Source organism: Pseudomonas sp. NPDC089996 (assembly GCF_044748405.1).
Classification (GTDB): Bacteria; Pseudomonadota; Gammaproteobacteria; order Pseudomonadales; family Pseudomonadaceae; genus Aquipseudomonas.
In genome coordinates, this window is the sequence record NZ_JBIVGA010000002.1 from 64,645 (window position 1) to 88,931 (window position 24,287).

Below are 24,287 nucleotides of genomic sequence, written 5' to 3' on the forward strand. Positions count from 1 at the left end.
GCAGGTACAGCTTTGTTGTTATGGACGGCTCAGTCCTGGCCGTCGGCCAGCAGCTCCAGACGCAGGCTGATCAGGCGCTTGATGCCGCGGCTGACATGGGCTTCGGCCAAGGCGCCAGCCAGCACCGCATCGCCGGCGACCAGCGCCTCGAGAATCGCCCGGTGCTCATGCTCGACCACCGTCACGTCACTGCCGCCGGCGGCCTCCATCCACAACAGCTCGCCGACCTCCGATTGCAGGCGCATCTCCGCGCTGGTCAGGCGCAGCGACTGCGCGGCGGCGGCCACTTCGATATGAAAACGTGCATCGGCGCGGTGCCGGGCCAGGCGCGAACTGGCTTGGCTAAGGGTTTCGATATGCTGGGCGATGCGCGCCTGCTGCTCTGGCGAGCTGCGCCTGGCGGCCAGACGCGCCGCAGTGCCGGAGATCGCCGTCTGCTCGTCACCCAGGTCACGCAGGTCGGGGCCGCTCATGTCACGCAGGCGTTGCAGCAGCAGCGCTTCGGGCAGCTCCACCGGCGCGCAGACGAAGCTGCCGCCATTGCGCCCACGGCGGGTTTCGATCAGGCCACGCTGGCGCAGAACAACCAGCGCTTCACGCAGGGTCACCGTGGCGACGCCCAGTTGCAGGGCCAGTTCCGACTCACTGGGCAGTTGCTGCCCTTCAGCGAACATCCCCAACTCGATCGCCTCCACCAGGCGGCGCGCCACTTCATCGGTCCGCCCTTCCTGGCGCAACCGGATGAAGGCGGTGTTACGAGCACTATTCAGGGCAGTCATTGCCTCTCCCTATCGAGCATTCCCAGGCTTGGCACGGGCCTCGGCTAAAAGGTTCAGTTTCGCATCTTATAGCTAACGGGCCAGTGCCCGATACCGATTGACGGGCCATTCTACCGCCTGGGAGCGGGTTTTCGCAGTGGTTGGCAAAGTAAAAATATTAAGATATGGTTTCATAGGTTTAGATTTCTACCAATAAGACCGACCAAGGAATCCGCCATGCAAACCAAACTCCTGATCAACGGCCAGTTGGTCGATGGGCAAGGCAGCCCGTACGCCGTGTACAACCCGTCCGAAGGCACCGTGCTGGTGAGCATCGCCGAAGCCAGCGCTGCCCAGGTGGATGCCGCTGTGCAGGCAGCCGACCAGGCCTTCACCAGCTGGTCGCAGACCGCGCCCAAGGATCGCGCCCAGCTGCTGCTCAAGCTGGCCGACCGCATCGAAGCCGAAGCCGCCACCCTCGCCCGCCTGGAGTCGCAGAACTGCGGCAAGCCTTACCAGGCAGCGCTGAACGATGAAATCCCGGCCATCGCCGACGTGTTCCGCTACTTTGCCGGCGCCAGCCGTTGCCTGTCGGGCTCGGCCGGTGGCGAGTACCTGCCGGGCCACACCTCGATGATCCGCCGTGACCCGCTCGGCGTAGTCGCCTCCATCGCGCCGTGGAACTACCCGCTGATGATGGTCGCCTGGAAGCTCGCCCCCGCGCTGGCTGCCGGGAACTGCGTGGTGCTCAAGCCTTCCGAGCAAACCCCGCTGACCGCCCTGGCGCTGGGCGAGATCATGGCCGAGCTGTTCCCTGCCGGCGTGGTGAATATCCTGTTCGGCCGTGGCCCGAGCGTTGGCGAGCCGCTGGTCAACCACCCCAAGGTGCGCCTGGTGTCGCTGACCGGTTCCGTGGCCACCGGCGCACGGATCATCGCCAGCACCGCCAGCAGCGTGAAGCGCACCCACATGGAATTGGGCGGCAAGGCGCCGGTGCTGATCTTCGACGACGCCGACATCGAGGCTGCAGTCGAAGGCATCCGTGCGTTTGGCTTCTACAACGCCGGCCAGGACTGCACCGCAGCCTGCCGCCTGTATGTCCAGCAAGGCGTCTACGAGCAGTTCGTGAGCAAGCTGGGCGAAGCTGTGGCCAGCCTGCGCATGGGCCTGCAGGACGACCCGCAAACCGAACTCGGCCCTCTGATCACCCGCGAGCATCTGGAGCGAGTGGAAGGGTTTGTCGAGCGCGCCAAAGCCCAGCCGCACATTCGCCTGGTCACCGGCGGGCAACGCGGTGCTGGCGATGGCTATTTCTTCGAGCCGACCGTGCTGGCCGATGCTCGCCAGGACGATGAGATCGTCCAGCGCGAAGTGTTCGGCCCGGTGGTCAGCATCACCCCATTTACCGACGAGGCCCAGGCCCTGGCCTACGCCAACGACTCCGACTATGGCCTGGCCTCGTCGGTATGGACCCGCGACGTCGGCCGCGCCAACCGCCTGGCGGCACGCCTGCAATATGGCTGCACCTGGGTCAACACGCACTTCATGCTGGTCAGCGAAATGCCCCACGGCGGCATGAAGCAGTCGGGCTATGGCAAGGATATGTCCATGTACGGCCTGGAAGACTACACCTGCGTGCGCCACGTGATGTTCAAGCACTGATCGTCGACTTTGGTCATAAAACATATAAAACCATAGGCAATATGGCATGGGTTCTGCTTTCACCCGTGCCCAAGCCTGAAAACAGCCGTCAACGTTACCTTCCGGCACAGGCCGGGGGTTCGGGCTTACGAGGTGTGTCACCATGCTTATCACCGGCATCAAAAGCCGCCCGGTCTATGACCAGCTGCGGCCCATGGCAGGCGGCCTGCGCCACTTGGTCGCGGGCCAGGGCAGCGGCGGCGCGGCCATGCTGCGCCTGATCGCGGACATGTCCCCCGCTCAGCGCGCGCACAGCACCCTGCTCTACTCCACCGAGTCATTTTCCGGGCACGATCACCTGACGGCCCTGCAAGCTGCAGAAGCGGCCGGGCTCGAAGTATTTCCCAGCAACCAGGCGCTGATCGCCGCCCTGCGCGAACGGCTGGGCCAGGCCCACATGGGCACACGCCTGTACCTCAGTGGCTCGGAAAGCTTCATCGGCACCGCGATGCAGGCCGCCAATGCGGTCGACCTGAACCGTGACGAGGTGCTGCGCGAGCACAGTGGCACGCTGGTGCGCCGCGTCTGGTGCGCGCACTGCGACACCTACACCGAGAACGTCACCCAGCGCGTGTTCACCTGCCCCGGTTGCCAGCTCGATCTGGTGGTGCGCGACCACTATTCCCGTCGCCTGGCCGCCTTCCAGGGCATCAAGGCCGATGGCGAAGTCCCGGGCGAACTGCCAGCAGCCGAGGAGCTCGACACATGAATACCCATAACGGCACCCTCAGCGTGCGCGTCGCCCGCATCGAAGCGCTCACTCCGGAAATCACCCGCTTCACCCTGGTCGACCCGACCGGCAAGCACCTGCCGGCGTTTTCCGGCGGCAGTCATGTGGTGGTGGTCCTTGAAGACGGCGACAAGACTCACCGCAACGCCTACTCGCTGATGAGCTCGCCCTACGACTCCAGCGCCTACCAGATCGCCGTGCGCCGGGTCAGTGAGGGCCGGGGTGGCTCGCGCTTCCTGCACGATCGTGTCGCTGAAGGCGACCTGGTGCAGATCCTGCAGCCTGCCAACCTGTTCCCGCTGGCCAAGCATGCCCGCCAGCACGTGTTCATTGCCGGCGGGGTGGGTATTACCCCGGTCTATTCGCAACTGGAAGAACTGCAGCTCAAGCAGGCCACCTTCGAGTTGCACCTGGCCGTGCGTGGCCCCGAACACACCGCCCTGGGCCTGGAGCTGCAGGCACGCTTCGGCGAGCGCGTGCACCTGTACGTGCAAGGCGTCGATGCACGCATGGACATCCGCCACATCCTCGAAGGCCGCCCGCTGGGTAGCCACGTGTATGTCTGCGGCCCGGACAGCATGATCGACGACACCCTCGACAGCGCTCATGCGCTGGGCTGGACCGACAGCCACATTCATTACGAGCGCTTCGTCGAGCAAGGGTCCAGCGGCCAGCCGTTCAGCGTCACCCTGGCACGCCAGGGGGTAACGATCGAAGTGCCGGCCGAACAGTCGCTGCTCGAAGCCGCCGAACAGGCCGGCTACAAGGTGCCGTACCTGTGCCGCGGCGGTGCCTGCGGTTACTGCGAGACCGAAGTACTGGACCTCGATGGCGAACTCGACCATCGCGATGATTGGCTCAGCGAGGAAGACAAGCTGAGCAAGCGCAAATTCATGCCCTGCGTATCCCGCGCCAACTGCAGCCGCCTGGTCGTAGACCTCTGAGACAGGAAACAACAACATGACCGTATTCAAGCCGATCGAGACCTACGCCGATGCAGGCCAGGGCCACAGCTACGCCAACAGCCGCGAAGCCGTGTTGCGCCTGCCTTTCCCGTATCCGGAAGACCAATACATGTACTCGATGAACGTCGAGCCGCATGTGCCGTTCGGCACCGGCGCACTGCGCGGGCAGTTCGACATCGACGAACACTACATCTCCGAATGCCACCACCGTGCGCACACCCTCGACAGCCAGCCGGGCGTGCATTACGCCGCCCTGCCGCACATGATGGAAGCCCAGTGGGACCTGCTGGAGCTGCTGATGGAGTCGTACTCGCGGGACTACCCCGAGCACTTCACCCTGGAGAAGAAAGGCAGCCAGTGGCACTGGATCAACCGCCCACTGCAGATCGACCAGACCTTCACCTTCGGCGACGCCAGTACCCTGCCGATGGAGCCGATGGAATACATCACTCGTCAGGCACAGGGCGAGTTCATTCTCCTCGAAGAACGGGACGACACCTTGGTGATGGGCGCCGGCATGGCCACCCAGCGCGCCGACTATTCGCTGCGCTTCAACCTCGGCATGAGCTTCATGGAGTTCCACGGCCCGGTACCCAAACTGCATGAAATGGGCATCCTGCAGCGGGCGCTGAAATTCCTCCTGCGCCTGCGCCCAGGCCACCCGGTGCGCCGCACCAACTGGTCGATCACCGTCGACCCGCGCCTGGAAACCTCTGCCGAAACCCTGCCCGACTGGGCACCGGAGCGCACCACCATCACCGCCGAAAACGCCGGTGAACGGGTCAACCTGCGTATCGAACTGCAGCCCCTGCACCGTCTGCCCCGCAGCAACGCCGTGCTGTTCCCGGTGCGCACCTACCTGGTCAGCCTGCAGGAACTGGCCGAATTCGCGCCGCAGTGGGCCAAGCGCATGCACCGGGTGATCCGCGACCTGGACCAGCAACTGGTCGACTACAAGGGTTTCACCCGCTACCGCGATGCCATGGTCACCTGGCTGTCGCAGTACGATGACGGCACCCCGGTCGACGAAAGCCAGCAGTAACCGTACCCTGCGCGCGCCAACAACCGGCGCGCGTCTACCCAACACTGTGCATGCCATTCAGGGTTAACCCAATGAAAACAATAAAACACTGCTTGCCCGAGAGCTGGAGCCTGGTGTTCTCCGCCGCCGCGTCTGCCTACGGCGTCGGCCTGCTCGGGCTGTGGGCCTTGCCGTTCCTGATCAGCGCCATCATTCACGACCTGCAGCTCAACGAAGCCCAGGCCGGGCTGCTGATGTCGGCCGAGTTCGGCTTCACCATGCTTGCCTCGCTGCTGGTCGCCCCGTTCATGGGCCGCGCACCCCGGCGTACCCTGGCGCTGGTCGGCACGTTGCTGGCGATTGCCGCTAACGTGCTCAGCGCCAACGTCGACAGCCTCTATGCACTGGCGGCGGTACGTTGTGTTGCGGGTATCGGCGCCGGCCTGGCACTGGCCTGTGGCAACGCTGCGGTGTCCAGCGCCAAACATCCGGACCGGGTTGCCGGGCACATGAACGTGCTGTCGGTGGTGCTGATGATCGTGGTGATGCTGGGCTACGCCAAGGTCATGGCCACCGATGGCCTGCACGGCTTGTATTACGCGATGGCCGCGACCATGGCGGTGATGCTGCTGGCCATTCCGGCGATGGCACAACGCGCACCGATGGCCGAGCCTTCACCGCAGGTGCCTGCCGGCAAACAGGCGTCGGGCAATATCCTGCTGAGCCTGCCGGCCATCTGCATGATGCTGGCGATGTTCGTGTTCCAGGCCCGCGACACCATGGGCTGGGCCTTCGTCGAGCGGATCGGCACCCTGGTCGGTTACAGCGGTGATGAACTGGGCGTGCTGTTATCGTTCCAGTCGTTCGTCGGCCTGATCGGGCCGCTGATCGCCGCCATGGTCGGCAAGCGCTTCGGCATGAGCACGCCCGTGATCCTGGCCATCCTGCTGACCGGTGCGACGAGCCTGAGCTATGTGCTGGGCGAGCATTCCAAGACCTTGTACACCGCTGGGGTGATGACGATCTGCATCACCTATTTCTATGCCCTGAGCTACCTCACCGGCCTGGCTGCAGCGCTGGACCGCGAAGGCCGTGTGGTGGCGGCTGCCGGCAGTTTCCTCAGCTTGGGACTGGCGGTGGGGCCGGCGATTTCTGGCGGGTTGATTTCGCTGGGGGGGTTCAGCCTGGCGGCTTGGGGGATTGGGGTGACGGTGGTGCTGACCTTGCTGCTGGTGGCTGTGCCGCTGGCTAGCATTCGTCGCGAACCTGGCTCTGTGGGAGTTGCTGTGGGGGTTTGATTCGATTCGGGGTGAGGCCTTAGGTGTTCGCCATGAGGGTTGTGGTGCCTGGGAGACCGAGCGCCGCCCGCGCGGCGCTCACCACAAGCCTCAAGGCGAACAGCCAGGCACTCACTCGAACTCCAGGCTATACCAAGGCAATTTTCACATCCGCTTCACCGTTGGGCCACGAACCCGAGGTTAAGGTGCTGCCAGCTTTGTCCTCGGAGTAGCAGCATGCTGGAACATATTATTGCGACGCGCCCGCACGCCCCGCGCCTGAAACGCCGGAAGCTGCCAGCTGCCTGGTTGCTGGCCGTGTTGCTGGTGGCCACGGCGTCCGGCCTCTGGCACGTCTTGCGCACGCATGTCAGCAATCTGGGCAGCGCGCAGCTGATGAGCGAGCATGGCGTCTACAGCGCCTGGAACCGCGACGAGGTGATTGTCCTGGTCCGCCACGCCGAGCGCTGCGACCGCTCCAGGCAAGCCTGCCTGGGTGACCCCTCGGGCATCACCGTAAACGGCAGCCATGCTGCGGCCGCCGTCGGCGACGGTATCCGTCGCCTGGGTCTGGCCGATGCCGATTTCCTCAGCAGCCCGGAAGTCCGCACTCAGCAGACCGCCTCGTTCGTTTTCGGCAAGGCCATCGAAACTCAGGACTGGCTGGCGCGCTGCGACAGCACGTTCGCCAATGCCGCCCTTGCGCACAAGCGCGAGGGCCACAACCTGGTGCTGGTCACCCACAGTGGCTGTATCGACCACCTCGAACGGCAGCTGGGCGTGGCCGACGGTGAACGCGTTGCCGGCTATACCAGTGCACTGTTCGTCAGCAAAGACAGCAACGGCAAGGCCCACCTGCTCGGGCAGCTCAACGCCAACCAATGGCAGACACTCAACAGCAGCACAGGGAAGTAAGCATGCCCGGCTCATCACGCACCACGTTCTACGTCAACAACCTGCTATTGCCCCTGCTGCTGGCTGCGATCACGTTCCTGCTGTTCGACCTCACCGAACTCGACCGCTGTATCAGCAACCTGCTGCTCGACCCAGTCAGCGGGCAGTTCCCGCTGCTGCATGACCAGCTGTTCGAGCAAGTGACCCACAAGTGGCCGCGCATCCTGCCGAACTGGACCGGCGAGGTAGCGATCATCGGTTCGCTGCTGTCGTTCATCTGGCCACGTCTGGCAAACCACCCCGGCGCGCTGATCACCCGCGGCCTGAATGCTGCCCGAATCAGCCCGGTGCTGCGCTTCACACACCGTCATCGCCGCGACTTCCTGTTCGTGGTGGTGGCATTTGCCCTGAGCACCACGGTCATTCATTACCTGAAAAGCCACACCAGCGTGTATTGCCCGGTGGAAACCACCCTCTATGGCGGCCCCGAGGCACGCGTGGAGTGGTACGAGAACTTCAGCTGGTTCAGCAAGGCCGGCGAAGGCCGCTGCTGGCCCGGTGGCCACGCATCCAGCGGCTTCACCCTGCTGGCGCTGTACTTCGTGGCGCTGCGCCACCGCTGGCAGCATGCGCGCAAGCTGCTGGTGGCCATTCTGCTGATCGGCTTTGTCTACGGCACCACCCGCGTGCTGCAAGGCTGGCACTACATGTCGCATACCTTCTGGGCCGGGATTTTCGTGTGGCTGACCACCTGGGCCTGCGCCCTGGGCTTCTATGGGCGCGAGGCGCTCCAGGCACCGCCGCGGGTAGCCGCAGACAAGTCAGAGGTGGGTGCCTATGCTTGAGCAGTCACACTGCTCAGGAGCCTGCACATGCCCAACCCCGAAGACGCACTGCTGCACAGCTGGCAGCGCAATGCTCAGGCCTGGATAGACGCGGTGCGTGGCGGCGCCATCGAGAGCCGCCGGCAGGTCACCGACCAGGCCATCCTGCTGACGATCCTCGGCCGCCAGCCCGAGCGGGTGCTGGACCTTGGCTGCGGCGAGGGCTGGTTGCTGCGGGCCCTGGCCGATCGTGGCATCGACGTGACAGGTGTGGATGGCGACGCCGCGCTGGTCGAGGCTGCGCGGGCTGCTGGCTTGGCGCGGGTGCACCAGGCCAGTTATGCCCAACTGGCCGAAGGTGAAGTGGATATCGGCAGCGGTTATGAGCTGATCTGCGCCAACTTCGCCCTGCTGCAACAAGACATCATCCCGTTGCTGACGGCCATGAAGGGGCTGCTGGCGGCTGACGGTGCGCTGGTGATTCAGACCTTGCACCCCTGGAGCGTGGCGGGCGGCGATTATCAGGACGGCTGGCGTGAGGAGTCGTTTGCCGGCTTTACTGGCGACTGGCAGCCGATGCCCTGGTACTTCCGCACCTTGGCCAGCTGGTTGAATGCACTGGACATGGCGGGGTTCAGGCTGCTGAGCCTGCAGGAGCCGCAGCATCCGCAGAGCCAGGTACCGCAATCGTTGCTGCTGATTGCTGGATAGCCTGTTCGGGCCTCTTCGCGGGTAAACCCGCTCCCACAGGGATCGCGCAACGCTGAGGTCCTGTGATGTAGCTGTGTGGGTTTACCCGCGAAGAGGCTAGCACTCACAACATCGTTCTTGAAATCCCAATCAACTACCCGATAGCCTGCGATCCTCCCTCTGGACGGACCCTGCCCCATGCAACCCCGCGATATCGCCGCCTACCTGTTCCTGGCCATCGCCTGGGGCTTTTCATTCCTGGTGGTGCTCAAGGTGGTACACGCCTTCGGCTGGGTCGGCGCGGTCAGCCTGCGTGCCTTCATTGCCGGCGGCACCCTGGCCATACTCGCCGCCCTGCTGGGCCGGGCCTTGCGCCTGCGCCCGCTGATCAAACCGTTGCTGGTGGTCGGCGCCACCACCGTCGCCGGTCAGCTGATCGGCCTGTCCTATGCCACCCCGCGCATCGGCACGGCGATGGCCGCGATCTTCGTCGCGACCATTCCGCTGTTCTCGATGATCATCGGCCGGGTGTGGGGCCTGGAGAAGATCAGCTCGCAAGGCCTGGCCGGGCTGCTACTGGGCCTGCTGGGCATTGTCATGCTGGTAGGTTTCCCGGCGCAGCCGGTGACCGAGGACTTCATCCACGGCTGCCTGGCTTCGCTGTTCGGCTGTGTGTGTGCGGCCTTCGGCAGCAACTACGCCAGCCTGCACCTGCGCGGGCAGGACCCGTGGACCGTGACGGGCGGCGCATTTCTGGCCGGTGGCCTGCTGACCTTGCCGTTTCTGCTGATAGTCCCGGTGCCGACCCTGCCACAGGCCAGCGACTGGCTCTATCTGTTGCTCAGCGGCAGCGTGATGAGCGCCACCACCTATGTGCTGTACTTCGGCCTGGTCGCGCGCATCGGTGCGACGCGCGCCATCAGCGTCGAGTTCGTCGTCACCCTGGTCGCCGTGCTGGTCGGCGCGCTGTTCCTCGGCGAGGCGCTGAGCCTGCTGCAGGCCGCAGGCGGCCTGGTGATCCTGCTCGGCTGCCTGCTGGTGCTGGGCCTGCTGCCAGGGCGCAAGCGCCGCCTGCCCAGTTAACGCTGGGCAGTGGCCTCGTCTGCCGGCGGGGTCAGCTGCAGCACGCGATTGCGCCCGCCTTCGGCAAGCAGGTAGCCACCCTTGCCATCCGCCACGATCGACTGCGGCGCCTTGAGGAAAGTCAGCACCACGTGCTGGGTACCCTGGGCATCCACGCGCAGCAGGCGTGCGCGGTGGGTGTTGTCTTCGCTGATCCACAGGCCGCGCCGGTCGCACATCAGGAAGGTCGGATGGCGCAGGCCCTCGACGACCACCGGGTCCTTGCCATCGTCGGACAGCGCACGAATGATGCCGGTGCCTTTCTCGGTGTACAGCAGGCGGCCGTCGGCGCAGCGGGTTAACCCTTCGGTCTCGGTCAGCCCCGAGCGCAGCACGTCGAGCTGGCCGCTGGCCCAGTCATAGCGCATCAGCCGGCCGTTGCCCTTGCGGTCTTCGATGGCATACAGGTGATCGCCGTCGTTCCACAACCCCTGCACACTGTCGCCGTCGAACAGCTGGGTGACCTGGCCATCGCGGGACAGGCTGACCGGCGCGCGACCGCCCTCCTGGCTGAAGACCCAGCCACCCTGTGCCGCGACCATGCCGTCGGGCTTGGACAGGTGGTCGATCAGCACCACGCGCTCGCCGCTGGCGGTGATCTTGAGAATGCTGCCTTTGCCGTCATCCAGCTCGCGGCTGACCAGCAGGCTGCCGTCAGCCTGGGGCAACAATGAAGCGGCCTTGGCCACGTCGCGGTGCAGCACTTCGACGCTCCAGCCACTGGCGGCTTGCACCGGGTAGAACGATTGCCAGGCGAAGAAGCCCAAGGTGGCAGCCATCAGGCCGGTGGTGGCAGTCAGGGCGATACGGGTGCTGCGCCGGCGCAGGATGGGCATGAACAGGGCTCCGCTGAGGTGGGCCCGAATCCTAGCAAGAGGATACGAAAATGTCGTCATCACACAACCAAAACACAAAAGGATATAAAAAGAACAAAACAATCTAACTAAATGGAATTAAAAAATTGAAAGCCAAACGCCACCTCCTTAGGCTGGGTACAACATTTCCCCCCTGCACAAGGACCCACGCCCATGCCCTTCTCCTCTCTGCGCCGCCTGCTCGTCGGCGGCATCCTGGCCAGTGTCGCCAGCAGCCTGCTGCCTTGGTCCAGCGCTTTCGCCGAAGACGCCAAGACCTTGCGTATCGGCTATCAGAAGTTCAACAGTATCAACATACTCAAAGGCAGCGGCGCGCTGGAGAAAGCCCTGGCGCCGCAAGGCGTGAAGGTCAGCTGGCACGAATTCGCCGCCGGCCCGCAACTGCTCGAAGCGCTGAGCACCGGCGCCATCGACCTGGGCCATGCTGCCGACGCGCCCTCGGTCTTCGCCCAGGCCGCCGGCAAGCCGGTAGTCTACCTGGCCGCCGAACAACCCTACCCTCGCGGCATCGGCCTGGTGGTCCGCGAGCAGGATCACCTCACTTCGCTGCAGGACCTCAAAGGCAAGCGCGTGGCCACCGGCCGCGGCTGGAATGCCCAATACCTGCTGGCGGTGGCCCTGGAGCAGGCCGGCCTGAGCTATCAGGACATCACCCCGGCCTATGTCAACAACGCCGCCGATGCCGTCGCTGCCCTGCAATCGGGCAGCGTGCAGGCCGTGACTTTGTGGGACCCATTCCTAGCGGCGGCCGAAAGCCAGCCGGGCCTGAAGAACCTGCGCGATGGCAGCGGCCTGACCAACAACCGCACCTTCTACCTGTCCACCGCCGCCTTCGCCAACCAGCACCGCGACCTGCTGAAGACCTTCTTCGGCGAACTCGGCAAGGTCAGCCAGTGGGCCAATGCCAAGCCCGCCGAAGTCGCCGCGCTGCTGGCTCCACAGCTGGGCATCAGCGCCAATGTACTGGAGGTGGCCAGCGCGCGGCGCAACTACAACGCCGTGGCCATCACCCCGCAGATCGTTGCCGAGCAGCAGAAACTCGCCGATACCTTCCAGGGCCTGGGCCTGATCCCGCACAAGTTGCAGGTGGCCGATGCCATCTACCCAGCTTCTGTATTGCCGTGACCAGGGAGTGAAGAAATGCCCCGCCACATCCGTTTCAACGCCTTCAGCATGAACGCCGCCAGCCACCAGTCCCCGGGGCTGTGGCGCCACCCGCGCAACACCAGCGTGGCATTCAACCGCCTGGACTACTGGACCGACCTCGCGCGCCTGCTGGAGCGCGGGCTGTTTGATGCGCTGTTCATCGCCGACGTGCTGGGCATCTACGACGTCTACCAGGGTGGCCCGCACGCCGCCCTGCGCGGTGGCGTGCAGGTGCCGGTCAACGACCCGCTGCTGCTGGTGCCGGCCATGGCCGGGATCACCGAGCACCTGGGGTTCGGCGTCACCTTCTCGCTGACCTACGAGCACCCTTATCCATTCGCCCGGCGCATGTCCACGCTGGACCACTTGAGCAATGGCCGGGTCGGCTGGAACATCGTCACCGGCTACCTCGACAGCGCCGCGCGCAACCTCGGCCTGGCCCGCCAGCTGGGCCATGACCAGCGCTACGATGTGGCCGAGGAATACCTGGAGGTGCTGTACAAACTCTGGGAAAAAAGCTGGGAAGACGATGCCGTGCAGCTGGAGCGCGAAACCGGCCGCTACATCGAACCGTCGAAAGTGCACGCCATCCAGCATGCCGGCGAGCACTTCCAGGTGCCCGGCATGCACCTGTGCCAGCCTTCGCCCCAACGCACCCCGGTACTGTTCCAGGCCGGCGCCTCGGCGCGCGGCCAGCAGTTCGCCGCCCGCCATGCCGAGTGCGTGTTCATCAGCGGCCCGACGCCCACCGTGCTGCGCCGCTACGCCGACGGCATCCGTCAGGCTAGCGAGGTGGCCGGGCGGGGCCGTGACGAGGTGCTGATTTATGCCCAGGCGCTGCTGATCGTCGCGCCGACCACCCAAGAGGCCCAAGCACGCTTTGCCGAATACCGCCGCTACGTCGATCTGGACGCCTCCCTTGCCCTGCTTTCGGGTTGGACCGGCATCGACTTGGCCGGCCTCGACCCGGATGCCCCCATCGAGTATGTCGAGAACGATGCTGGCCGCGCCGCCCTGGCGGCGTTCACCGCCGCCGATCCGAAGCGCCGCTGGACCGTGCGTGAAGCCGCCGAATTCGTCGGCCTGGGCGGACGTGGCCCGGTATTGGTGGGCTCGCCCGCCGAGATTGCCGACCAGCTGGAGCACTGGCTCGACCAGACCGGCATCGACGGTTTCAACCTCACCTACGCCGTGCAACCGGAAGACTTGACCAACGTCGTCGAACTACTGATTCCGGAGCTGCAGCGCCGTGGCCGCTACCCTCTGAGCTACGCCGACGGCACCTTGCGCCACAAGCTGTTCGGCCATGGCGACCGGCTGCCCGAAGCCCACCCGGGGCGCCAGATTCGCATTCAATAACTGAATGTGGAGTATTTCAACATTTAATTTGTGGATGCCCCTGGCTGCCCCCTATGCTGTTCGCACATCCCCTGCACGCACCGGCCGGTGTGGTCCAAGGCACGGGGAGAGAACAACAAGTCGAGACCGCTCATGTCGAACCACTCCTATTTCGCCCCCCACGGTGGGCACCCAGCTCAGACCGAGCTGTTGACTGACCGTGCCATGTTCACCGAAGCCTATGCCGTCATCCCCAAAGGCGTGATGCGTGACATCGTCACCAGCCACCTGCCGTTCTGGGACAAGATGCGCATGTGGGTCATCGCCCGCCCGCTGACCGGTTTTGCCGAGACCTTCTCGCAGTACATCGTCGAAGTGGCCCCGGAAGGCGGCAGCGAGCGCCCAGAGCTGGACCCGAACGCCGAAGCCGTGCTGTTCATCGTCGAAGGTGAACTGGACATCACCGTCGAAGGCAAGCACCACACCCTGACCCCAGGCGGCTATGCCTTCCTGGCCCCGGGCGCCGAGTGGAGCCTGCGCAACAACAGCAAGGCCAACGTCACCTTCCACTGGCTGCGCAAGCACTACCAGAAGGTCGAAGGCCTGGCCGTGCCTGAGTCGTTCGTCACCCACCGCGACAACGCCACCGTCATCGAGATGCCAGGTACCGAAGGTGCGTGGAAGACCACCCGCTTCGTCGACATGGCCGACATGCGACACGACATGCACGTCAACATCGTGACCTTCCAGCCAGGCGGCGTGATCCCGTTCGCCGAAACCCACGTCATGGAACATGGCCTGTATGTGCTGGAAGGCAAGGCGGTGTACCGCCTGAACCAGGACTGGGTCGAAGTGGAAGCCGGCGACTTCATGTGGCTGCGCGCCTTCTGCCCGCAAGCCTGCTACTCCGGCGGCCCGGGGCCGTTCAGCTACCTGCTGTACAAGGACGTCAACCGTCACGTGCACCTGACCCTCAACCCACAGCGTTGAGTTCAGGCTGATGCCCGCAAGCCCGCCACCTGGCGGGCTTTCTGTTTGCCGCTCATACTGAAAAGCCCTGCCCCGACCGCGCGGTACTCGCCATGAACCGCTGCCTGCTCATTGCCGCGCTGCTGCTCTCCAGCGCCTGCCTGGCTGCCGACGACTGGAACATTGCCTACGACCGCGAAGGCATCCGTGTTTACCTCAGCAGCACGGCCGGCTCGGCCTATCAGCAGTTCCGCGGCGTCAGCACCATCAAGGCCAGCGTGCGCACCCTGGTCGACCTGCAGGAAAACCTGCGGGTGGCGTGCAAATGGTTGTACGCCTGCGAGCAGATGCGCCTGGTGGAAGTGGACGGCGACAGCACCTGGGTGTACCTGACCACCAACCTGCCCTGGCCCACCATGCCGCGTGACATGGTGATCAAGGTCACCACCGAACGCCTGGACGATGGCACCCTGGTACGCCACCTGACAGCCGAACCGAACCGTGTGCCGGAAGAACCGGGGCTGATCCGCGTGCAGCACCTGACGGGCGAATGGATCATGAAGCCGCTTGGCGAGCGTGAAACCGAGGTCACCTACCAGCTGCGGGCCGACCCGGCCGGGGATGTGCCGGGTTGGCTGGCGAACCGGTTCGTCGTCGATGCCCCGGTGGTGACACTGCGTACCTTGCGTGCGGTAGCCGAACGCCAGCCCTGAGCAGCCCTATCGCCGCGGCGCGTTTTCTGCCACTGTCTGCGCGCGGCGCGGACCAGCGCGTCGCGCCTTGCCAGGACGTCGCATGAAAACACAAGAAAACGGCAATACGCACAAAGGCTACCGGCGCATCATTCCTTCGATGACCGCCCTCCTCGAATTCGAGGCAGTCGCCCGGCACAGCAGTGTCACCCTGGCTGCCCGTGAGCTGGGCGTGACCCAGGCAGCGGTGAGCAAGCAGATCAGGCAACTCGAGGACAACCTCGGGGTGCAGCTGTTCCAGCGCCTGCACCGCGGTATCCGCCTGACCAGCGAAGGCCAGGCGCTGTTCGCCGTGATGTCCGAGTCGCTGCAGAAGGTCGCCGCGGTGTTCGATCGCCTCAGCGAGGGTGGCACTGAACAGGAACTGGTGCTCAGCACCACCGCGACCTTCTCTCAGCTGCGGGTGATGCCGCGCCTGAGCAACCTGCGTGCAAGCATGCCCCAGGTCCGCCTGCGCCTGGCCACTCAACAGTTCACCGGCGACCTGCGCAACCACGATGTCGACCTGCTGGTGCGCTACGGTAATGGTCGCTGGGAGGATGGCACCGCGCTGGAGCTGTTCGAGGAAGAGGTATTTCCGGTGTGTTCGCCGTCCTGGCTGGCACGCAATGCCATGCCCGACTCGCTCGAAGCGCTGTACCACGCCGACCTGCTCGACGCCGATGCCACCACCGAGGGCTGGATGACCTGGCCGACCTGGTTCCGCGCCCTCGGCGGCAACCCGCCGAAACTCGACTACGGGCTGCGCTGCCACCTGTATACCGACACCATCCAGGCTGCATTGCACGGCCACGGCGTGGCGCTGGGCTGGGGGCGCATGCTTGATCACCTGCTGGCCTCGGGCGAATTGGTGCGCGTGACCGACCTGGTGGTGAAGCCACGCGAAGCGTACTACCTGGTGGTGCCCCATGGCCGCGACACCACGGCCACGGTGCTGGGGCTGGTGGAGTGGTTGCGCAGCTAGACGAACCCTGTGGAAGCGGCTTTAGCCGTGAACACCGGCGAAGCCGGTGCCATCCACCGCGTTGCTTGCTTCGTGGCTAAAGCCCCCACAGGGTGAGGGTTATCTTCCAGGCATACCGGACTTACTGAGCCACACCGCAAGCCACACGGGCGCCACCACCGCCCAGCTTTTCCGGATGATCGCTGTGGTTATCGCCACCGGCATGCACCATCAGCGCGTGGCCTTTGAAATCGCTGGCTTTCAGGCGTGGCGCCAATACCGGGTAGGTAGCCTTGCCGTCGGCTCCGACGTACAGCGCCGGCAGGTCGCCGCGGTGGCCGCTGTCGTCATAGGGGCCTTTGTGGGCGTTGGTGGAGTCTGGGTCCCAGTGCCCGCCGGCCGCGCCCGCCGGCACCGGTTTGCCGTTTTCCTCCGCTGCTGCGCAGGACGCCTTCTGGTGCAGGTGGAAGCCATGCACACCGGGTGGCAGGTCCTTGAGATCGGGAGTGAGCACCGCGCCGTATTTGTTCTGTTCGATGCTGATGGTGCCGATCGACTTGCCCGGGCCATCCGGCCCGGCCAGTTTCAGCTCAACTGTCTGCGCGGCCTGGGCGAGGCCGGCCGAGGCCAGCAATGCTGTGAAGATTACTGCTTTCATAGGGTTTCTCCATGGCTTGGGGCAGGCGGGTTTCGTACCCACGTAACGAATGGGACTGCGCCGCTTGCCAGCCATTCCATCCAGCCACAGACTGAAACACTTCCCTTGCCCCGGAGCCCGTCCGCGTGTCCCTCAAAGCCCTGCGCACCCTGGTGACCATCGCCCGCCACGGCACCTTCGCTCGTGCCGCCGACCTGCTCAGTCTCACCCCTTCGGCCGTGAGCCTGCACATCAAGACCCTCGAAGATGAACTCAAGGTCCCGCTGTTCGACCGCAGTCGTCGCCAGGTGGTGCTGACCGAAGCCGGGCAACTGGCGGTGGCGCGGGCCGAGCACATCCTCGGCGCCTACGACGAGCTGGCCGATGCCTTGGCCAGCGGCCCGAGCCTGCGTGGCCGGCTACGCCTGGGGGCGATCCACACGGTCCTGGCCCGGCGCCTGCCCAAGGCCCTGGTGTGGATCAAGGCACATCACCCGGAGCTGCACATCAGCGTCAACTCAGGGATGTCGGCAGAGCTTGCACGGCGCGTCGAGGATGGTGAACTGGATGCAGCGATCACCACCGAGCCGGTCAGCCCCTACCCGCAGAACCTGATTTTCACGCCGCTGTTCGAGGACCGATTCTGGGCCATCGCCAGCCCCGACCTGGCTGGCCAGGACCTGCCACAGCTGCTGGCCAACCAGCCGTTCCTGCGCTTTGACAAGCGTGCCTGGGCCGGGCGGCAGATCGAGCAGGAGCTGCGCCGCCAGCATCTGCAGGTCAGCGAACAAATGGAGCTGGACAGCCAGGAAGCGCTGGCGCGCATGGCGGTGATGGGCCTGGGCGTGGCGATCATTCCCATGGGCGATGACGACCTGCAGCGCCTGCCAGCGGCGACCTGCCTGCCGTTTGGCGAGCCGCAGCTGGTGCGGCGGGTAGTGTTGCTGGAACATGAAAAGAGCCAGCGGCGGCACCTGAGTGCCGTGTTGAAGACTGCCCTGGACGCGTAAAGGTACAGTTTTTCTCATCGGTCACTGCAGAAATCAACGTTTTTCCCAATCAGTCAGCCACGCTAACCTGTGCCCGTACCCGACCACGGAATCACACCCATGCTCCATCTGCTGCTGACTACCCTGCTGCCCATCATTCTGCTGATCGCCCTGGGTACCTTCCTGCGCATCCGGGGCTTCCTCGCCGAGTCGTTCTGGCCTGGTGCCGAACGGCTGAGCTACTACGTGCTGCTGCCCTCGCTGTTCCTCCATGGCCTGGCCACGGCCGATCTCGACGGTGTGCCGGTGCTGGGCATGGTGGGCGTCCTGATGCTTTCGACCTTGCTCGGCGCCGTGCTGCTGGTGCTCTACCAGGGCGCGGTGAACCACGAGGGCGCCGATTTCACCTCGGTGTTCCAGGGGGGCGTGCGCTTCAACAACTACATCGGCGCCACCCTCGCCGCCGGTATCTACGGCAGTGCCGGAATTGCCCTGGCAGCCGTGGCCAACGCGGCCATCGTGCCCTTGGTCAACCTGCTCTGCGTGCTGGTGTTCGCCCGTTTCAGCGCACGCCACAGCTCCCCGACAACAGTGTTGCGGGCCATTTTCGCCAACCCGCTGATCGTTGGTTGCGCCGGCGGCCTGTTGCTGCGGGTCACCGGCCTGGGTTTGCCGGCGGGCCTGGAGCCGACCGTCAAGGCGCTGGGCCAGGCAGCCCTGCCCCTGGGCCTACTGTGCGTGGGTGCGGCGCTCGGCGGCGCCAGCCTCGGCCAGCAAGTGCGGCCGCTGATGGCCGCCTCGGCCTTCAAGTTCCTGGTCATGCCGCTGACCACCTGGGGCCTGTGCCGCCTGCTCGGCCTGGGTGGCCAGGCGGCAGTGGTGGCGGTGCTGTTCCAGGCGCTGCCGACGGCATCCTCTTCCTATGTGATGGCGCGGCAGATGGGCGGGAACGCGCCGCTGATGGCGACGATCATCGCCCTGCAGACGGTGTTGGCCGCAGTGACCTTGCCCTTGGTGTTAATGCTTACGCTGAAATGAAGCCGCTTGGCTAGACTGTGATTCATCCTACACTTCGGATGCTCGACCATGCGCCTCTCGTGGATGGTAATCGGCTTGACCTCGGCCCTGCTCACAGGCCCTCTGAATGCCGCCGACAGTGCCAAGGCCGCGGTCGCCGAGGACAAGGCGCAAAACCTGGAAAAGAAAGTGGTGGAAGACGCCCCACCGCCGAAAAAACCGGAAACCATCACCCCAGGCGAAGTGCAGGCGGTGGACCCGGCAGGTCAGGCACCGATGGACGACAGCATTACCTGCCTGGCACGTACCATCTATTGGGAAGCCAAGGGCGCCGATGACAAAGACATGAGCGCAGTGGCAAGCGTGGTGATCAACCGGCTGGGCAAGGATGGCTTCCCGAACACGATCTGCGGGGTGGTCAAGCAAGGCGTGGAAACCAAATCCTGCCAGTTTTCCTGGTGGTGTGACGGCCGCCCGGATCAGGTCGAGGAAAAGGACCGCTATGACATCGCCAAGGAAATTGCCCGCAAGGCCTTGAACCAGCAGCTCAAGGACAGCACCGGCGGCGCGCTGTACTTCCATGATCGCAAAGTGCACCCAAGCTGGGCCAAGGCCTACCGCAAGACAGCCGAGACCCGGCACTTCATGTTCTACAAACCGAATCAGGAACTGGCGCGCTAGAAGTCGATCGTGCCGGAGAACTTCACCAGCCGCGGGTCGCCCTGGGTGAGATAACCACCGTTGGCTGAAGCCCAGTAATTCTTGTCGGTGAGGTTTTCCACGTTCATGCGCAGGGTAATCGCCTTGTCCTGCACGGTGAAGCGGTAACGCGCGCCTGCGTCGAAGCGGTTCCAGGTCGGCAGGCTGAGGGTATTGGACGGGTTGGCGTACTGCCCGCCGGTCCTGAGCATGCGCGCATTCAGCGCCAGCCCTTGCAGGCCTGGCACATCCCAGTCGACGCTGGCATTGAGCTGGAAGGTCGGCACCCCCACCGCATGGTTGCCATCGTCAGCGCCGTTCAGAGTCTTTTTCAGCTCAGTGTCCATGCGCGTGCCACCGGCCATCAGGCGCAAGCCTTGCACCGGCTCGCCGAACACACTCAGTTCGATGCCTTTGTTGACCTGCTCGCCATCCTGCACGAACACATCGCCCTGAACGAAACCGTCAGTAGGCCGCTCGATGCGGAACAGCGCCAGGTTGGCACCGAACGTCTGGTAGTCGAGCTTGATCCCTGCCTCCACCTGCTTGGTCTTGGCCGGCGGGAACACTTCACCGGCATTGACCACCTGGCCCGAGGCCGTCGCCCCCTGGGCCAGGCCCTCGATGCGGTTGGCGTACAGCGAGATCGACGGGTTGATCTTATAGACGATGCCATACACCGGCGTGGTGACCGACTCGTCGTAGAAGGCGTTGCGCCCCAGGTCCGGCCCTTCGCCGTCATAGGCGTAACCCTCGACACGAAGTTGCTGGCGACGCACGCCCACTGTCAACAGCAAGCTGTCGTCGAACACGCCGACGGTATCGGACACGGCAATGCTGCGGTTACGGGTCTTGCCGGTCACCCCCGGATCACCCAGCTTGCCGCCAGTGAAAGTCGGCGTGGCCGGCTTGGGCAACGGGTCGGTGTGGTAGATGTTGGTGTCTTGCGAGTTGTAGAAGACAAACGCGTTTTCCTGCTGGGTCCAGATGCTGGCAGCACCGATGTTCAGCTGATGGCTGAGCGGGCCGGTCTGCAAACGCCCGTTGATGCCGCCCATGAACGTGGTGTTGTCCTCGTTGTGAGGGATCTGCGAACCGCCGATGGTGGCCGCGCCGCTGGCGGCGTCGGTCAGGATGGGGGTGCCGTAGAAACCGTTTTCGTGGGTGTGCTTGACACCACCGGCCAGGTAGCCGCTCCAGTTGTCGTTGAAGTCATAGTCGCCACGGACCATGCCGAAGGTGTCCTCGGTCTCGGTCCACGACCAGTCCTGGCCATAGTTGTGGTCGGCATCCGGGGCCCGGGGGATGTCGGTCAGGCCGGCGCCCAGGCGCACGCTGTTGCGCATGTGGTTGACCCGCTGCTTCTGGTAGCCGATGTCGGTGGACAGGCGCAATTTGTCGCCGCGGTAGTCAAGACCGATGATGAACAGCTTGCTGCGCTGGTCCTGGTCCTCGACTGCCGTCTCACCTTCGCGCTGCGACAGGTTCAGGCGCACGCCAAAGCGGTTGTCCTCGCCAAAACGCTGACCGAGGTCCAGGTGTTCGCCAAGGCGCCCGTCGCTGCTGATGTCCTGGGTGTAACGGCGGGTCGGCGTATCGCCCGCGCGCTTGGGCTGCAGGTTGACGTTGCCGCCAAGGCCCGTGCCGGTTGGGCTGGCACCGTTGAGAAAGGCATTGGGCCCCTTGAGCACCTCGACCCGTTCCACCGCATCGGTGGAAATCATCTGCCGCGGCAACACACCGTACAGGCCGTTGAACGCCACGTCGTCGCCATTGAGCGGCAAGCCGCGGATGACGAAGACCTGGGACTGGTTGCCGAAACCGAACGACTGGCGCACCGAGGGGTCGTTTAGCAGCACATCGCCGATGTCCTCGGCCTGCTGGTCTTCGATCAGTTGCGAGGTGTAGCTGGTCATGGTGAAGGGCACGTCCATCATGTCCTGGTTGCCCAGTATGCCCATCTGCCCCCCGCGGGCGACCTGGCCACCGGCGAACGCTTCCGGCGGCTCGCCCTTGGGGCGTGCGGCTTCGGCATTGATGGCTGTGGCATCCAGTTCGATGGTGCCATCGGCTGCCTGGGCGGTCAGCGCAACGGAACAGTAAATGGCCAGGAAGGTCGATTGATACGGACGGTTTCGTGCCATGCAAGGCTCCCGCAGGAATAGTTTGAGGGCCTTCCTGGCAGATGAGAAATGAATAGCATTCGAATATTGTTTCTAGTCGAAAACACGAATTATTACCAAGCCGTCGCACTTTTTCGGCGACCGGTGGTCTATCCCCTCTTTTGCCGAATTACCGGCGTTTCATTGCTTTGCACGAGAGCGGGGCCAAAAGCCTTGCGCTTGTGTAGGATGAGCAGCGCATACCAAGGCGCAGCCAGTCACAGGGAGATCCACATGCGCGTCCTGTCATCCGTTGCCGTCTTGTCGCTGGGCCTGGTCATGTCGACCGCAGCCTTGGCCGTCACCGGCGAAGAGGCGCAGCTGATCGATTCGATCAATACCTACCGCAGCCAGGCCCAGCGCTGCGGTGACGAGGTGTCGGTGGAACTGCCGCCGCTCAATAGCGACACGCGCCTGGCACTGTCGCCGGAGGGTACCCGCGACCTGCAGCAGGCCATGAGCCGCGCTGCCTACCCAATGGTCAACGTCCAGGCCATCAGCTTGTCCGGCCCGCGTGATGCGAACGCGGCCATGGGTGCCATCAAAGAGAGCTTCTGCCAGGTGGTGCTCGACCCGCAGTTCGTCGATATCGGCGTCAGCCAGGAAGGCCGCGACTGGCGCATCGTGCTTGCCCGGCCCTTGCTCAGCGGCCGCCTTGGCGACTGGCAGGCCGAAGGGCAGAAGCTGCTGCAGGCCATCAACAATGCGCGCAAGGCGCCACGCCAGTGCGGTGGCCAGCCATTCCCGGCAGCGCCGGCATTGAGCTGGAGCACGGCGCTGGCGGGCGTGGCGGCGAACCATACGCGGGCGATGGCCAACCAGAACTTCTTCGACCATATCGACAAGGACGGGCGCACGCCGGGCGACCGGGCAGAGCTTGCCGGTTACCTGTACCGGCAGATTGGCGAAAACATCGCCGCCGGCCGCGATACGGCGCAGAAGGTGGTGGATGGCTGGCTGGACAGCCCCGGTCACTGCGCCACCCTGATGAACGCGGATTTCCGCGAAATGGGCGCGGCCTATGCGGTGGACCCGAAGAGCGATGCGGGGATCTACTGGACCGGCCTGTTCGGCACCCCGCAATGATCGCCTGAGCTGCGCAGCGCCAGCGCTGTGCAGCCAAACCGCCGGCGCACGCATTTGCCCAGGTAGCTGGCATCGCCCAGCCCCACCTCATCGGCAATCTGCGCCAGGCTGTGGCTGGCGTTGAGCAAGCGCCAGCGTGCCTGCTGCAAGCGCATTTCCAGCCACCAGGCCTTGGCGCTCATGCCGTGGCTGGCCTGAAACTGCCGGTCAAGTTGTCGACGGCTGATACCCAGCTCGCCCGCCAGCTGTTCGATCGACCAACGCGCCCCCAGGTGATGCCTCATCAGCGCCAGCGCGCGCTGCACCTGGCGCCCCTGCCCCGCGCCACCGGCCTCCAGCGAGCGCAGGGCATGACGGCTGTCACGCGACTCGTCGACCAGCATGTCGGCCAGCCCCTTGAGCGCCCGGGCGCGCCCACAGGCACGTGCCAGCAGCTCCACCGCCAGGTCGATGGCCGCCGTGCCGCCGGCACAGGTTATGCGTGCGCCATCAATGCAATACAACTGCTCGCGAAGCACCTGCAAGTGCGGGAAAGATGCCCGGAATTCGGCCTCGTGACGCCAGTGCACCACGGCCTTGTGCCCGTCCAGCAGACCGCAGGCTGCCAGCAGGAAGGCGGCGTTGTCGATGGCGACCAGCTTCACGCCTGCCTTGGCCGCACGCTTGAGCAGGCGCCTGTATTGCGGCGCCAACGCGGCGGTGGCCCCGGCATTGCGGCTGCCGAACAGCACCAGATAGTCGTAGTCATGCCAGTGCAACGCTTCGGCCATGGCCTGGACCTGCATCACCGCCCCGCTGCTCGACTGCACTGGCGCGCCGCTGAGGCTGGCCAGGGTCCAGCTACAGTAGCGCTGCTGGCTGTAGTCCTCGTCGTCGGCGCTGAAACGCAGCTTGTCGAGAAACGCACCGAATGGCAGCAAGGCAAAATCCGGCAATGGCAGGATCAACAGGCGGATATCGGGGCTCATGCAAAACAGGTCCGGAAAACACCATTGAATGTCCAGATCATACCCTTTGATGGTACAGCCGTCGCTTACACTGGCCGCCTCTGATCACCAAAGGCACCCACCATGGCGCTTGATACCTGGCTCATCTACCTGCTGGCGAGCATCGGCCTGTCGCTGACCCCCGGCCCGAACAGCCTGCTCGCCCTGACCCACGGCGCGCTGTATGGCGCGCGCCGCACACTGTTCACCATCGTCGGCGGCGTGTTCGGCTTCAGTGCACTGATTGCCTTGGCGATGTTCGGGCTGACGGCGCTGCTGCAGGCATCCGCCTCGGTGCTGACCGTGCTCAAATGGCTGGGCGGGGCCTACCTGGTGTGGCTGGGCATTCAACTCTGGCGTAGCCCTGCCCTGCAACTGGAGGTGGACGAACGTGCTGCCCGGCTGAGCAACCAGGGGATGTTCCGCCAGGGCCTGCTGTCGGCCATCGCCAACCCCAAGGTACTGCTGTTCTACGGTGCTTTTCTGCCGCAGTTCATCGACCCGCAGCGTGGGCTGTTGCTGCAGTTCGTGATCATGGCAGCCACCTTTGCCAGCGTGGAATGCCTGGTCGAGTATGTGCTGGCACGCCTGGCGTTTCGAATCCGGCCATGGCTGGCCAAGGGCGGCAAGGGCTTCAATCGTTGCTGCGGGAGCCTGTTCGCACTGATTGGCGTTGCCTTGCCGCTGGGCCGCTGACACCGGCCCC

The 24,287-nt window shown here is 64.8% G+C and carries 24 protein-coding genes; 19 read left to right on the forward strand and 5 right to left on the reverse strand.

What is annotated here, in order from left to right; all coding sequences use genetic code 11:
• Window positions 1-29: 29 nt before the first annotated feature.
• Window positions 30-779, reverse strand: coding sequence for a FadR/GntR family transcriptional regulator (locus ACIPW4_RS03275; protein ID WP_400654736.1), 750 nt, complete (start codon window positions 777-779; stop codon window positions 30-32).
• A gap of 216 nt (window positions 780-995) precedes the next feature.
• Between ACIPW4_RS03275 and ACIPW4_RS03280 the strand changes: the two genes are divergently transcribed.
• The 9 genes from ACIPW4_RS03280 to ACIPW4_RS03320 all read left to right on the forward strand — a co-directional run bounded on the left by ACIPW4_RS03280 (window position 996) and on the right by ACIPW4_RS03320 (window position 9,943).
• Window positions 996-2,420, forward strand: a complete 1,425-nt coding sequence (locus ACIPW4_RS03280; protein WP_400654738.1) for a gamma-aminobutyraldehyde dehydrogenase — start codon at window positions 996-998, stop codon at window positions 2,418-2,420.
• Between the two features lie 142 nt (window positions 2,421-2,562).
• Window positions 2,563-3,168 (forward strand): dimethylamine monooxygenase subunit DmmA family protein, encoded by a 606-nt coding sequence (locus ACIPW4_RS03285; RefSeq protein WP_400654739.1) that lies wholly within the window; start codon window positions 2,563-2,565, stop codon window positions 3,166-3,168.
• Window positions 3,165-4,133, forward strand: coding sequence for a PDR/VanB family oxidoreductase (locus ACIPW4_RS03290; protein ID WP_400654741.1), 969 nt, complete (start codon window positions 3,165-3,167; stop codon window positions 4,131-4,133). The genes ACIPW4_RS03285 and ACIPW4_RS03290 overlap by 4 nt, the downstream gene beginning before the upstream one ends.
• 16 nt (window positions 4,134-4,149) lie before the next feature.
• Window positions 4,150-5,196, forward strand: a complete 1,047-nt coding sequence (locus ACIPW4_RS03295; RefSeq protein ID WP_400654742.1) for a heme-dependent oxidative N-demethylase family protein — start codon at window positions 4,150-4,152, stop codon at window positions 5,194-5,196.
• Window positions 5,197-5,267: 71 nt separating this feature from the next.
• A complete protein-coding gene (locus tag ACIPW4_RS03300; RefSeq protein WP_400654744.1) occupies window positions 5,268-6,473 on the forward strand; it encodes an MFS transporter in 1,206 nt (401 codons plus the stop codon).
• Between the two features lie 216 nt (window positions 6,474-6,689).
• On the forward strand, window positions 6,690-7,367 hold the full coding sequence (locus ACIPW4_RS03305; protein ID WP_400654746.1) for a histidine phosphatase family protein: 678 nt from the start codon (window positions 6,690-6,692) through the stop codon (window positions 7,365-7,367).
• 2 nt (window positions 7,368-7,369) lie between these two features.
• Window positions 7,370-8,191, forward strand: a complete 822-nt coding sequence (locus tag ACIPW4_RS03310; RefSeq protein WP_400654748.1) for a phosphatase PAP2 family protein — start codon at window positions 7,370-7,372, stop codon at window positions 8,189-8,191.
• 27 nt (window positions 8,192-8,218) lie between these two features.
• Window positions 8,219-8,881: a class I SAM-dependent methyltransferase gene (locus ACIPW4_RS03315; RefSeq protein ID WP_400654749.1), complete on the forward strand. Its 663-nt coding sequence runs from the start codon at window positions 8,219-8,221 to the stop codon at window positions 8,879-8,881.
• 177 nt (window positions 8,882-9,058) lie between these two features.
• Entirely contained in the window at window positions 9,059-9,943 is an 885-nt protein-coding gene (locus ACIPW4_RS03320) for a DMT family transporter (protein ID WP_400654751.1), read from the forward strand.
• On the opposite strand, the gene ACIPW4_RS03325 is transcribed toward ACIPW4_RS03320, so the two are convergent.
• Window positions 9,940-10,818, reverse strand: coding sequence for a hypothetical protein (locus ACIPW4_RS03325; RefSeq protein WP_400654754.1), 879 nt, complete (start codon window positions 10,816-10,818; stop codon window positions 9,940-9,942). The genes ACIPW4_RS03320 and ACIPW4_RS03325 overlap by 4 nt on opposite strands.
• 192 nt (window positions 10,819-11,010) lie before the next feature.
• Between ACIPW4_RS03325 and ACIPW4_RS03330 the strand changes: the two genes are divergently transcribed.
• The 5 genes from ACIPW4_RS03330 to ACIPW4_RS03350 all read left to right on the forward strand — a co-directional run bounded on the left by ACIPW4_RS03330 (window position 11,011) and on the right by ACIPW4_RS03350 (window position 16,026).
• Complete coding sequence (locus ACIPW4_RS03330) at window positions 11,011-11,982, forward strand: aliphatic sulfonate ABC transporter substrate-binding protein (RefSeq protein ID WP_400654755.1); 972 nt, start codon at window positions 11,011-11,013, stop codon at window positions 11,980-11,982.
• 15 nt (window positions 11,983-11,997) lie between these two features.
• Window positions 11,998-13,362, forward strand: a complete 1,365-nt coding sequence (locus ACIPW4_RS03335; protein WP_400654757.1) for an LLM class flavin-dependent oxidoreductase — start codon at window positions 11,998-12,000, stop codon at window positions 13,360-13,362.
• 132 nt (window positions 13,363-13,494) lie between these two features.
• On the forward strand, window positions 13,495-14,331 hold the full coding sequence (locus tag ACIPW4_RS03340; protein WP_400654759.1) for a bifunctional allantoicase/(S)-ureidoglycine aminohydrolase: 837 nt from the start codon (window positions 13,495-13,497) through the stop codon (window positions 14,329-14,331).
• 92 nt (window positions 14,332-14,423) lie between these two features.
• The gene (locus ACIPW4_RS03345) at window positions 14,424-15,023 is read left to right on the forward strand and encodes an START domain-containing protein (protein ID WP_400654760.1); all 600 of its coding nucleotides are present in this window, start codon (window positions 14,424-14,426) and stop codon (window positions 15,021-15,023) included.
• A gap of 82 nt (window positions 15,024-15,105) precedes the next feature.
• Window positions 15,106-16,026, forward strand: coding sequence for a LysR substrate-binding domain-containing protein (locus ACIPW4_RS03350; protein WP_400654761.1), 921 nt, complete (start codon window positions 15,106-15,108; stop codon window positions 16,024-16,026).
• 121 nt (window positions 16,027-16,147) lie between these two features.
• On the opposite strand, the gene sodC is transcribed toward ACIPW4_RS03350, so the two are convergent.
• Window positions 16,148-16,663, reverse strand: coding sequence for a superoxide dismutase [Cu-Zn] SodC (gene sodC / locus ACIPW4_RS03355; protein WP_400654763.1), 516 nt, complete (start codon window positions 16,661-16,663; stop codon window positions 16,148-16,150).
• Between the two features lie 125 nt (window positions 16,664-16,788).
• Here sodC and ACIPW4_RS03360 point away from each other — a divergent pair, with 125 nt between their 5' ends.
• From ACIPW4_RS03360 to ACIPW4_RS03370, 3 genes are all read left to right on the forward strand, one after another.
• The gene (locus tag ACIPW4_RS03360; RefSeq protein ID WP_400654765.1) at window positions 16,789-17,652 is read left to right on the forward strand and encodes a LysR family transcriptional regulator; all 864 of its coding nucleotides are present in this window, start codon (window positions 16,789-16,791) and stop codon (window positions 17,650-17,652) included.
• A 99-nt stretch (window positions 17,653-17,751) separates the two neighbouring features.
• Window positions 17,752-18,669, forward strand: coding sequence for an AEC family transporter (locus ACIPW4_RS03365; protein WP_400654766.1), 918 nt, complete (start codon window positions 17,752-17,754; stop codon window positions 18,667-18,669).
• A 48-nt stretch (window positions 18,670-18,717) separates the two neighbouring features.
• On the forward strand, window positions 18,718-19,329 hold the full coding sequence (locus tag ACIPW4_RS03370; RefSeq protein WP_400654769.1) for a cell wall hydrolase: 612 nt from the start codon (window positions 18,718-18,720) through the stop codon (window positions 19,327-19,329).
• Here ACIPW4_RS03370 and ACIPW4_RS03375 read toward each other — a convergent pair.
• The gene (locus ACIPW4_RS03375; protein ID WP_400654770.1) at window positions 19,326-21,491 is read right to left on the reverse strand and encodes a TonB-dependent receptor; all 2,166 of its coding nucleotides are present in this window, start codon (window positions 21,489-21,491) and stop codon (window positions 19,326-19,328) included. The two genes, ACIPW4_RS03370 and ACIPW4_RS03375, sit on opposite strands and share 4 nt — an antisense overlap.
• Before the next feature lie 252 nt (window positions 21,492-21,743).
• Here ACIPW4_RS03375 and ACIPW4_RS03380 point away from each other — a divergent pair, with 252 nt between their 5' ends.
• Window positions 21,744-22,595 (forward strand): CAP domain-containing protein, encoded by an 852-nt coding sequence (locus ACIPW4_RS03380; protein WP_400654771.1) that lies wholly within the window; start codon window positions 21,744-21,746, stop codon window positions 22,593-22,595.
• Here the strand turns inward: ACIPW4_RS03380 and ACIPW4_RS03385 are convergent.
• The gene (locus ACIPW4_RS03385; RefSeq protein ID WP_400654773.1) at window positions 22,562-23,563 is read right to left on the reverse strand and encodes a GlxA family transcriptional regulator; all 1,002 of its coding nucleotides are present in this window, start codon (window positions 23,561-23,563) and stop codon (window positions 22,562-22,564) included. The genes ACIPW4_RS03380 and ACIPW4_RS03385 overlap by 34 nt on opposite strands.
• A gap of 102 nt (window positions 23,564-23,665) precedes the next feature.
• Between ACIPW4_RS03385 and ACIPW4_RS03390 the strand changes: the two genes are divergently transcribed.
• Window positions 23,666-24,277, forward strand: a complete 612-nt coding sequence (locus ACIPW4_RS03390; protein WP_400654775.1) for a LysE family translocator — start codon at window positions 23,666-23,668, stop codon at window positions 24,275-24,277.
• Window positions 24,278-24,287: the final 10 nt, after the last annotated feature.

Coding starts and splice junctions, on each gene's coding strand:
- ACIPW4_RS03375 (WP_400654770.1), bottom strand. CDS start 21,491: ATGGCACGAAACCGTCCGTATCAATCGACCTTCCTGGCCATTTACTGT.
- ACIPW4_RS03345 (WP_400654760.1), top strand. CDS start 14,424: ATGAACCGCTGCCTGCTCATTGCCGCGCTGCTGCTCTCCAGCGCCTGC.
- ACIPW4_RS03340 (WP_400654759.1), top strand. CDS start 13,495: ATGTCGAACCACTCCTATTTCGCCCCCCACGGTGGGCACCCAGCTCAG.
- ACIPW4_RS03325 (WP_400654754.1), bottom strand. CDS start 10,818: ATGCCCATCCTGCGCCGGCGCAGCACCCGTATCGCCCTGACTGCCACC.
- sodC (WP_400654763.1), bottom strand. CDS start 16,663: ATGAAAGCAGTAATCTTCACAGCATTGCTGGCCTCGGCCGGCCTCGCC.
- ACIPW4_RS03390 (WP_400654775.1), top strand. CDS start 23,666: ATGGCGCTTGATACCTGGCTCATCTACCTGCTGGCGAGCATCGGCCTG.
- ACIPW4_RS03285 (WP_400654739.1), top strand. CDS start 2,563: ATGCTTATCACCGGCATCAAAAGCCGCCCGGTCTATGACCAGCTGCGG.
- ACIPW4_RS03380 (WP_400654771.1), top strand. CDS start 21,744: ATGCGCGTCCTGTCATCCGTTGCCGTCTTGTCGCTGGGCCTGGTCATG.
- ACIPW4_RS03275 (WP_400654736.1), bottom strand. CDS start 779: ATGACTGCCCTGAATAGTGCTCGTAACACCGCCTTCATCCGGTTGCGC.
- ACIPW4_RS03330 (WP_400654755.1), top strand. CDS start 11,011: ATGCCCTTCTCCTCTCTGCGCCGCCTGCTCGTCGGCGGCATCCTGGCC.
- ACIPW4_RS03295 (WP_400654742.1), top strand. CDS start 4,150: ATGACCGTATTCAAGCCGATCGAGACCTACGCCGATGCAGGCCAGGGC.
- ACIPW4_RS03310 (WP_400654748.1), top strand. CDS start 7,370: ATGCCCGGCTCATCACGCACCACGTTCTACGTCAACAACCTGCTATTG.
- ACIPW4_RS03280 (WP_400654738.1), top strand. CDS start 996: ATGCAAACCAAACTCCTGATCAACGGCCAGTTGGTCGATGGGCAAGGC.
- ACIPW4_RS03290 (WP_400654741.1), top strand. CDS start 3,165: ATGAATACCCATAACGGCACCCTCAGCGTGCGCGTCGCCCGCATCGAA.
- ACIPW4_RS03300 (WP_400654744.1), top strand. CDS start 5,268: ATGAAAACAATAAAACACTGCTTGCCCGAGAGCTGGAGCCTGGTGTTC.
- ACIPW4_RS03320 (WP_400654751.1), top strand. CDS start 9,059: ATGCAACCCCGCGATATCGCCGCCTACCTGTTCCTGGCCATCGCCTGG.
- ACIPW4_RS03315 (WP_400654749.1), top strand. CDS start 8,219: ATGCCCAACCCCGAAGACGCACTGCTGCACAGCTGGCAGCGCAATGCT.
- ACIPW4_RS03305 (WP_400654746.1), top strand. CDS start 6,690: ATGCTGGAACATATTATTGCGACGCGCCCGCACGCCCCGCGCCTGAAA.
- ACIPW4_RS03350 (WP_400654761.1), top strand. CDS start 15,106: ATGAAAACACAAGAAAACGGCAATACGCACAAAGGCTACCGGCGCATC.
- ACIPW4_RS03370 (WP_400654769.1), top strand. CDS start 18,718: ATGCGCCTCTCGTGGATGGTAATCGGCTTGACCTCGGCCCTGCTCACA.
- ACIPW4_RS03335 (WP_400654757.1), top strand. CDS start 11,998: ATGCCCCGCCACATCCGTTTCAACGCCTTCAGCATGAACGCCGCCAGC.
- ACIPW4_RS03365 (WP_400654766.1), top strand. CDS start 17,752: ATGCTCCATCTGCTGCTGACTACCCTGCTGCCCATCATTCTGCTGATC.
- ACIPW4_RS03385 (WP_400654773.1), bottom strand. CDS start 23,563: ATGAGCCCCGATATCCGCCTGTTGATCCTGCCATTGCCGGATTTTGCC.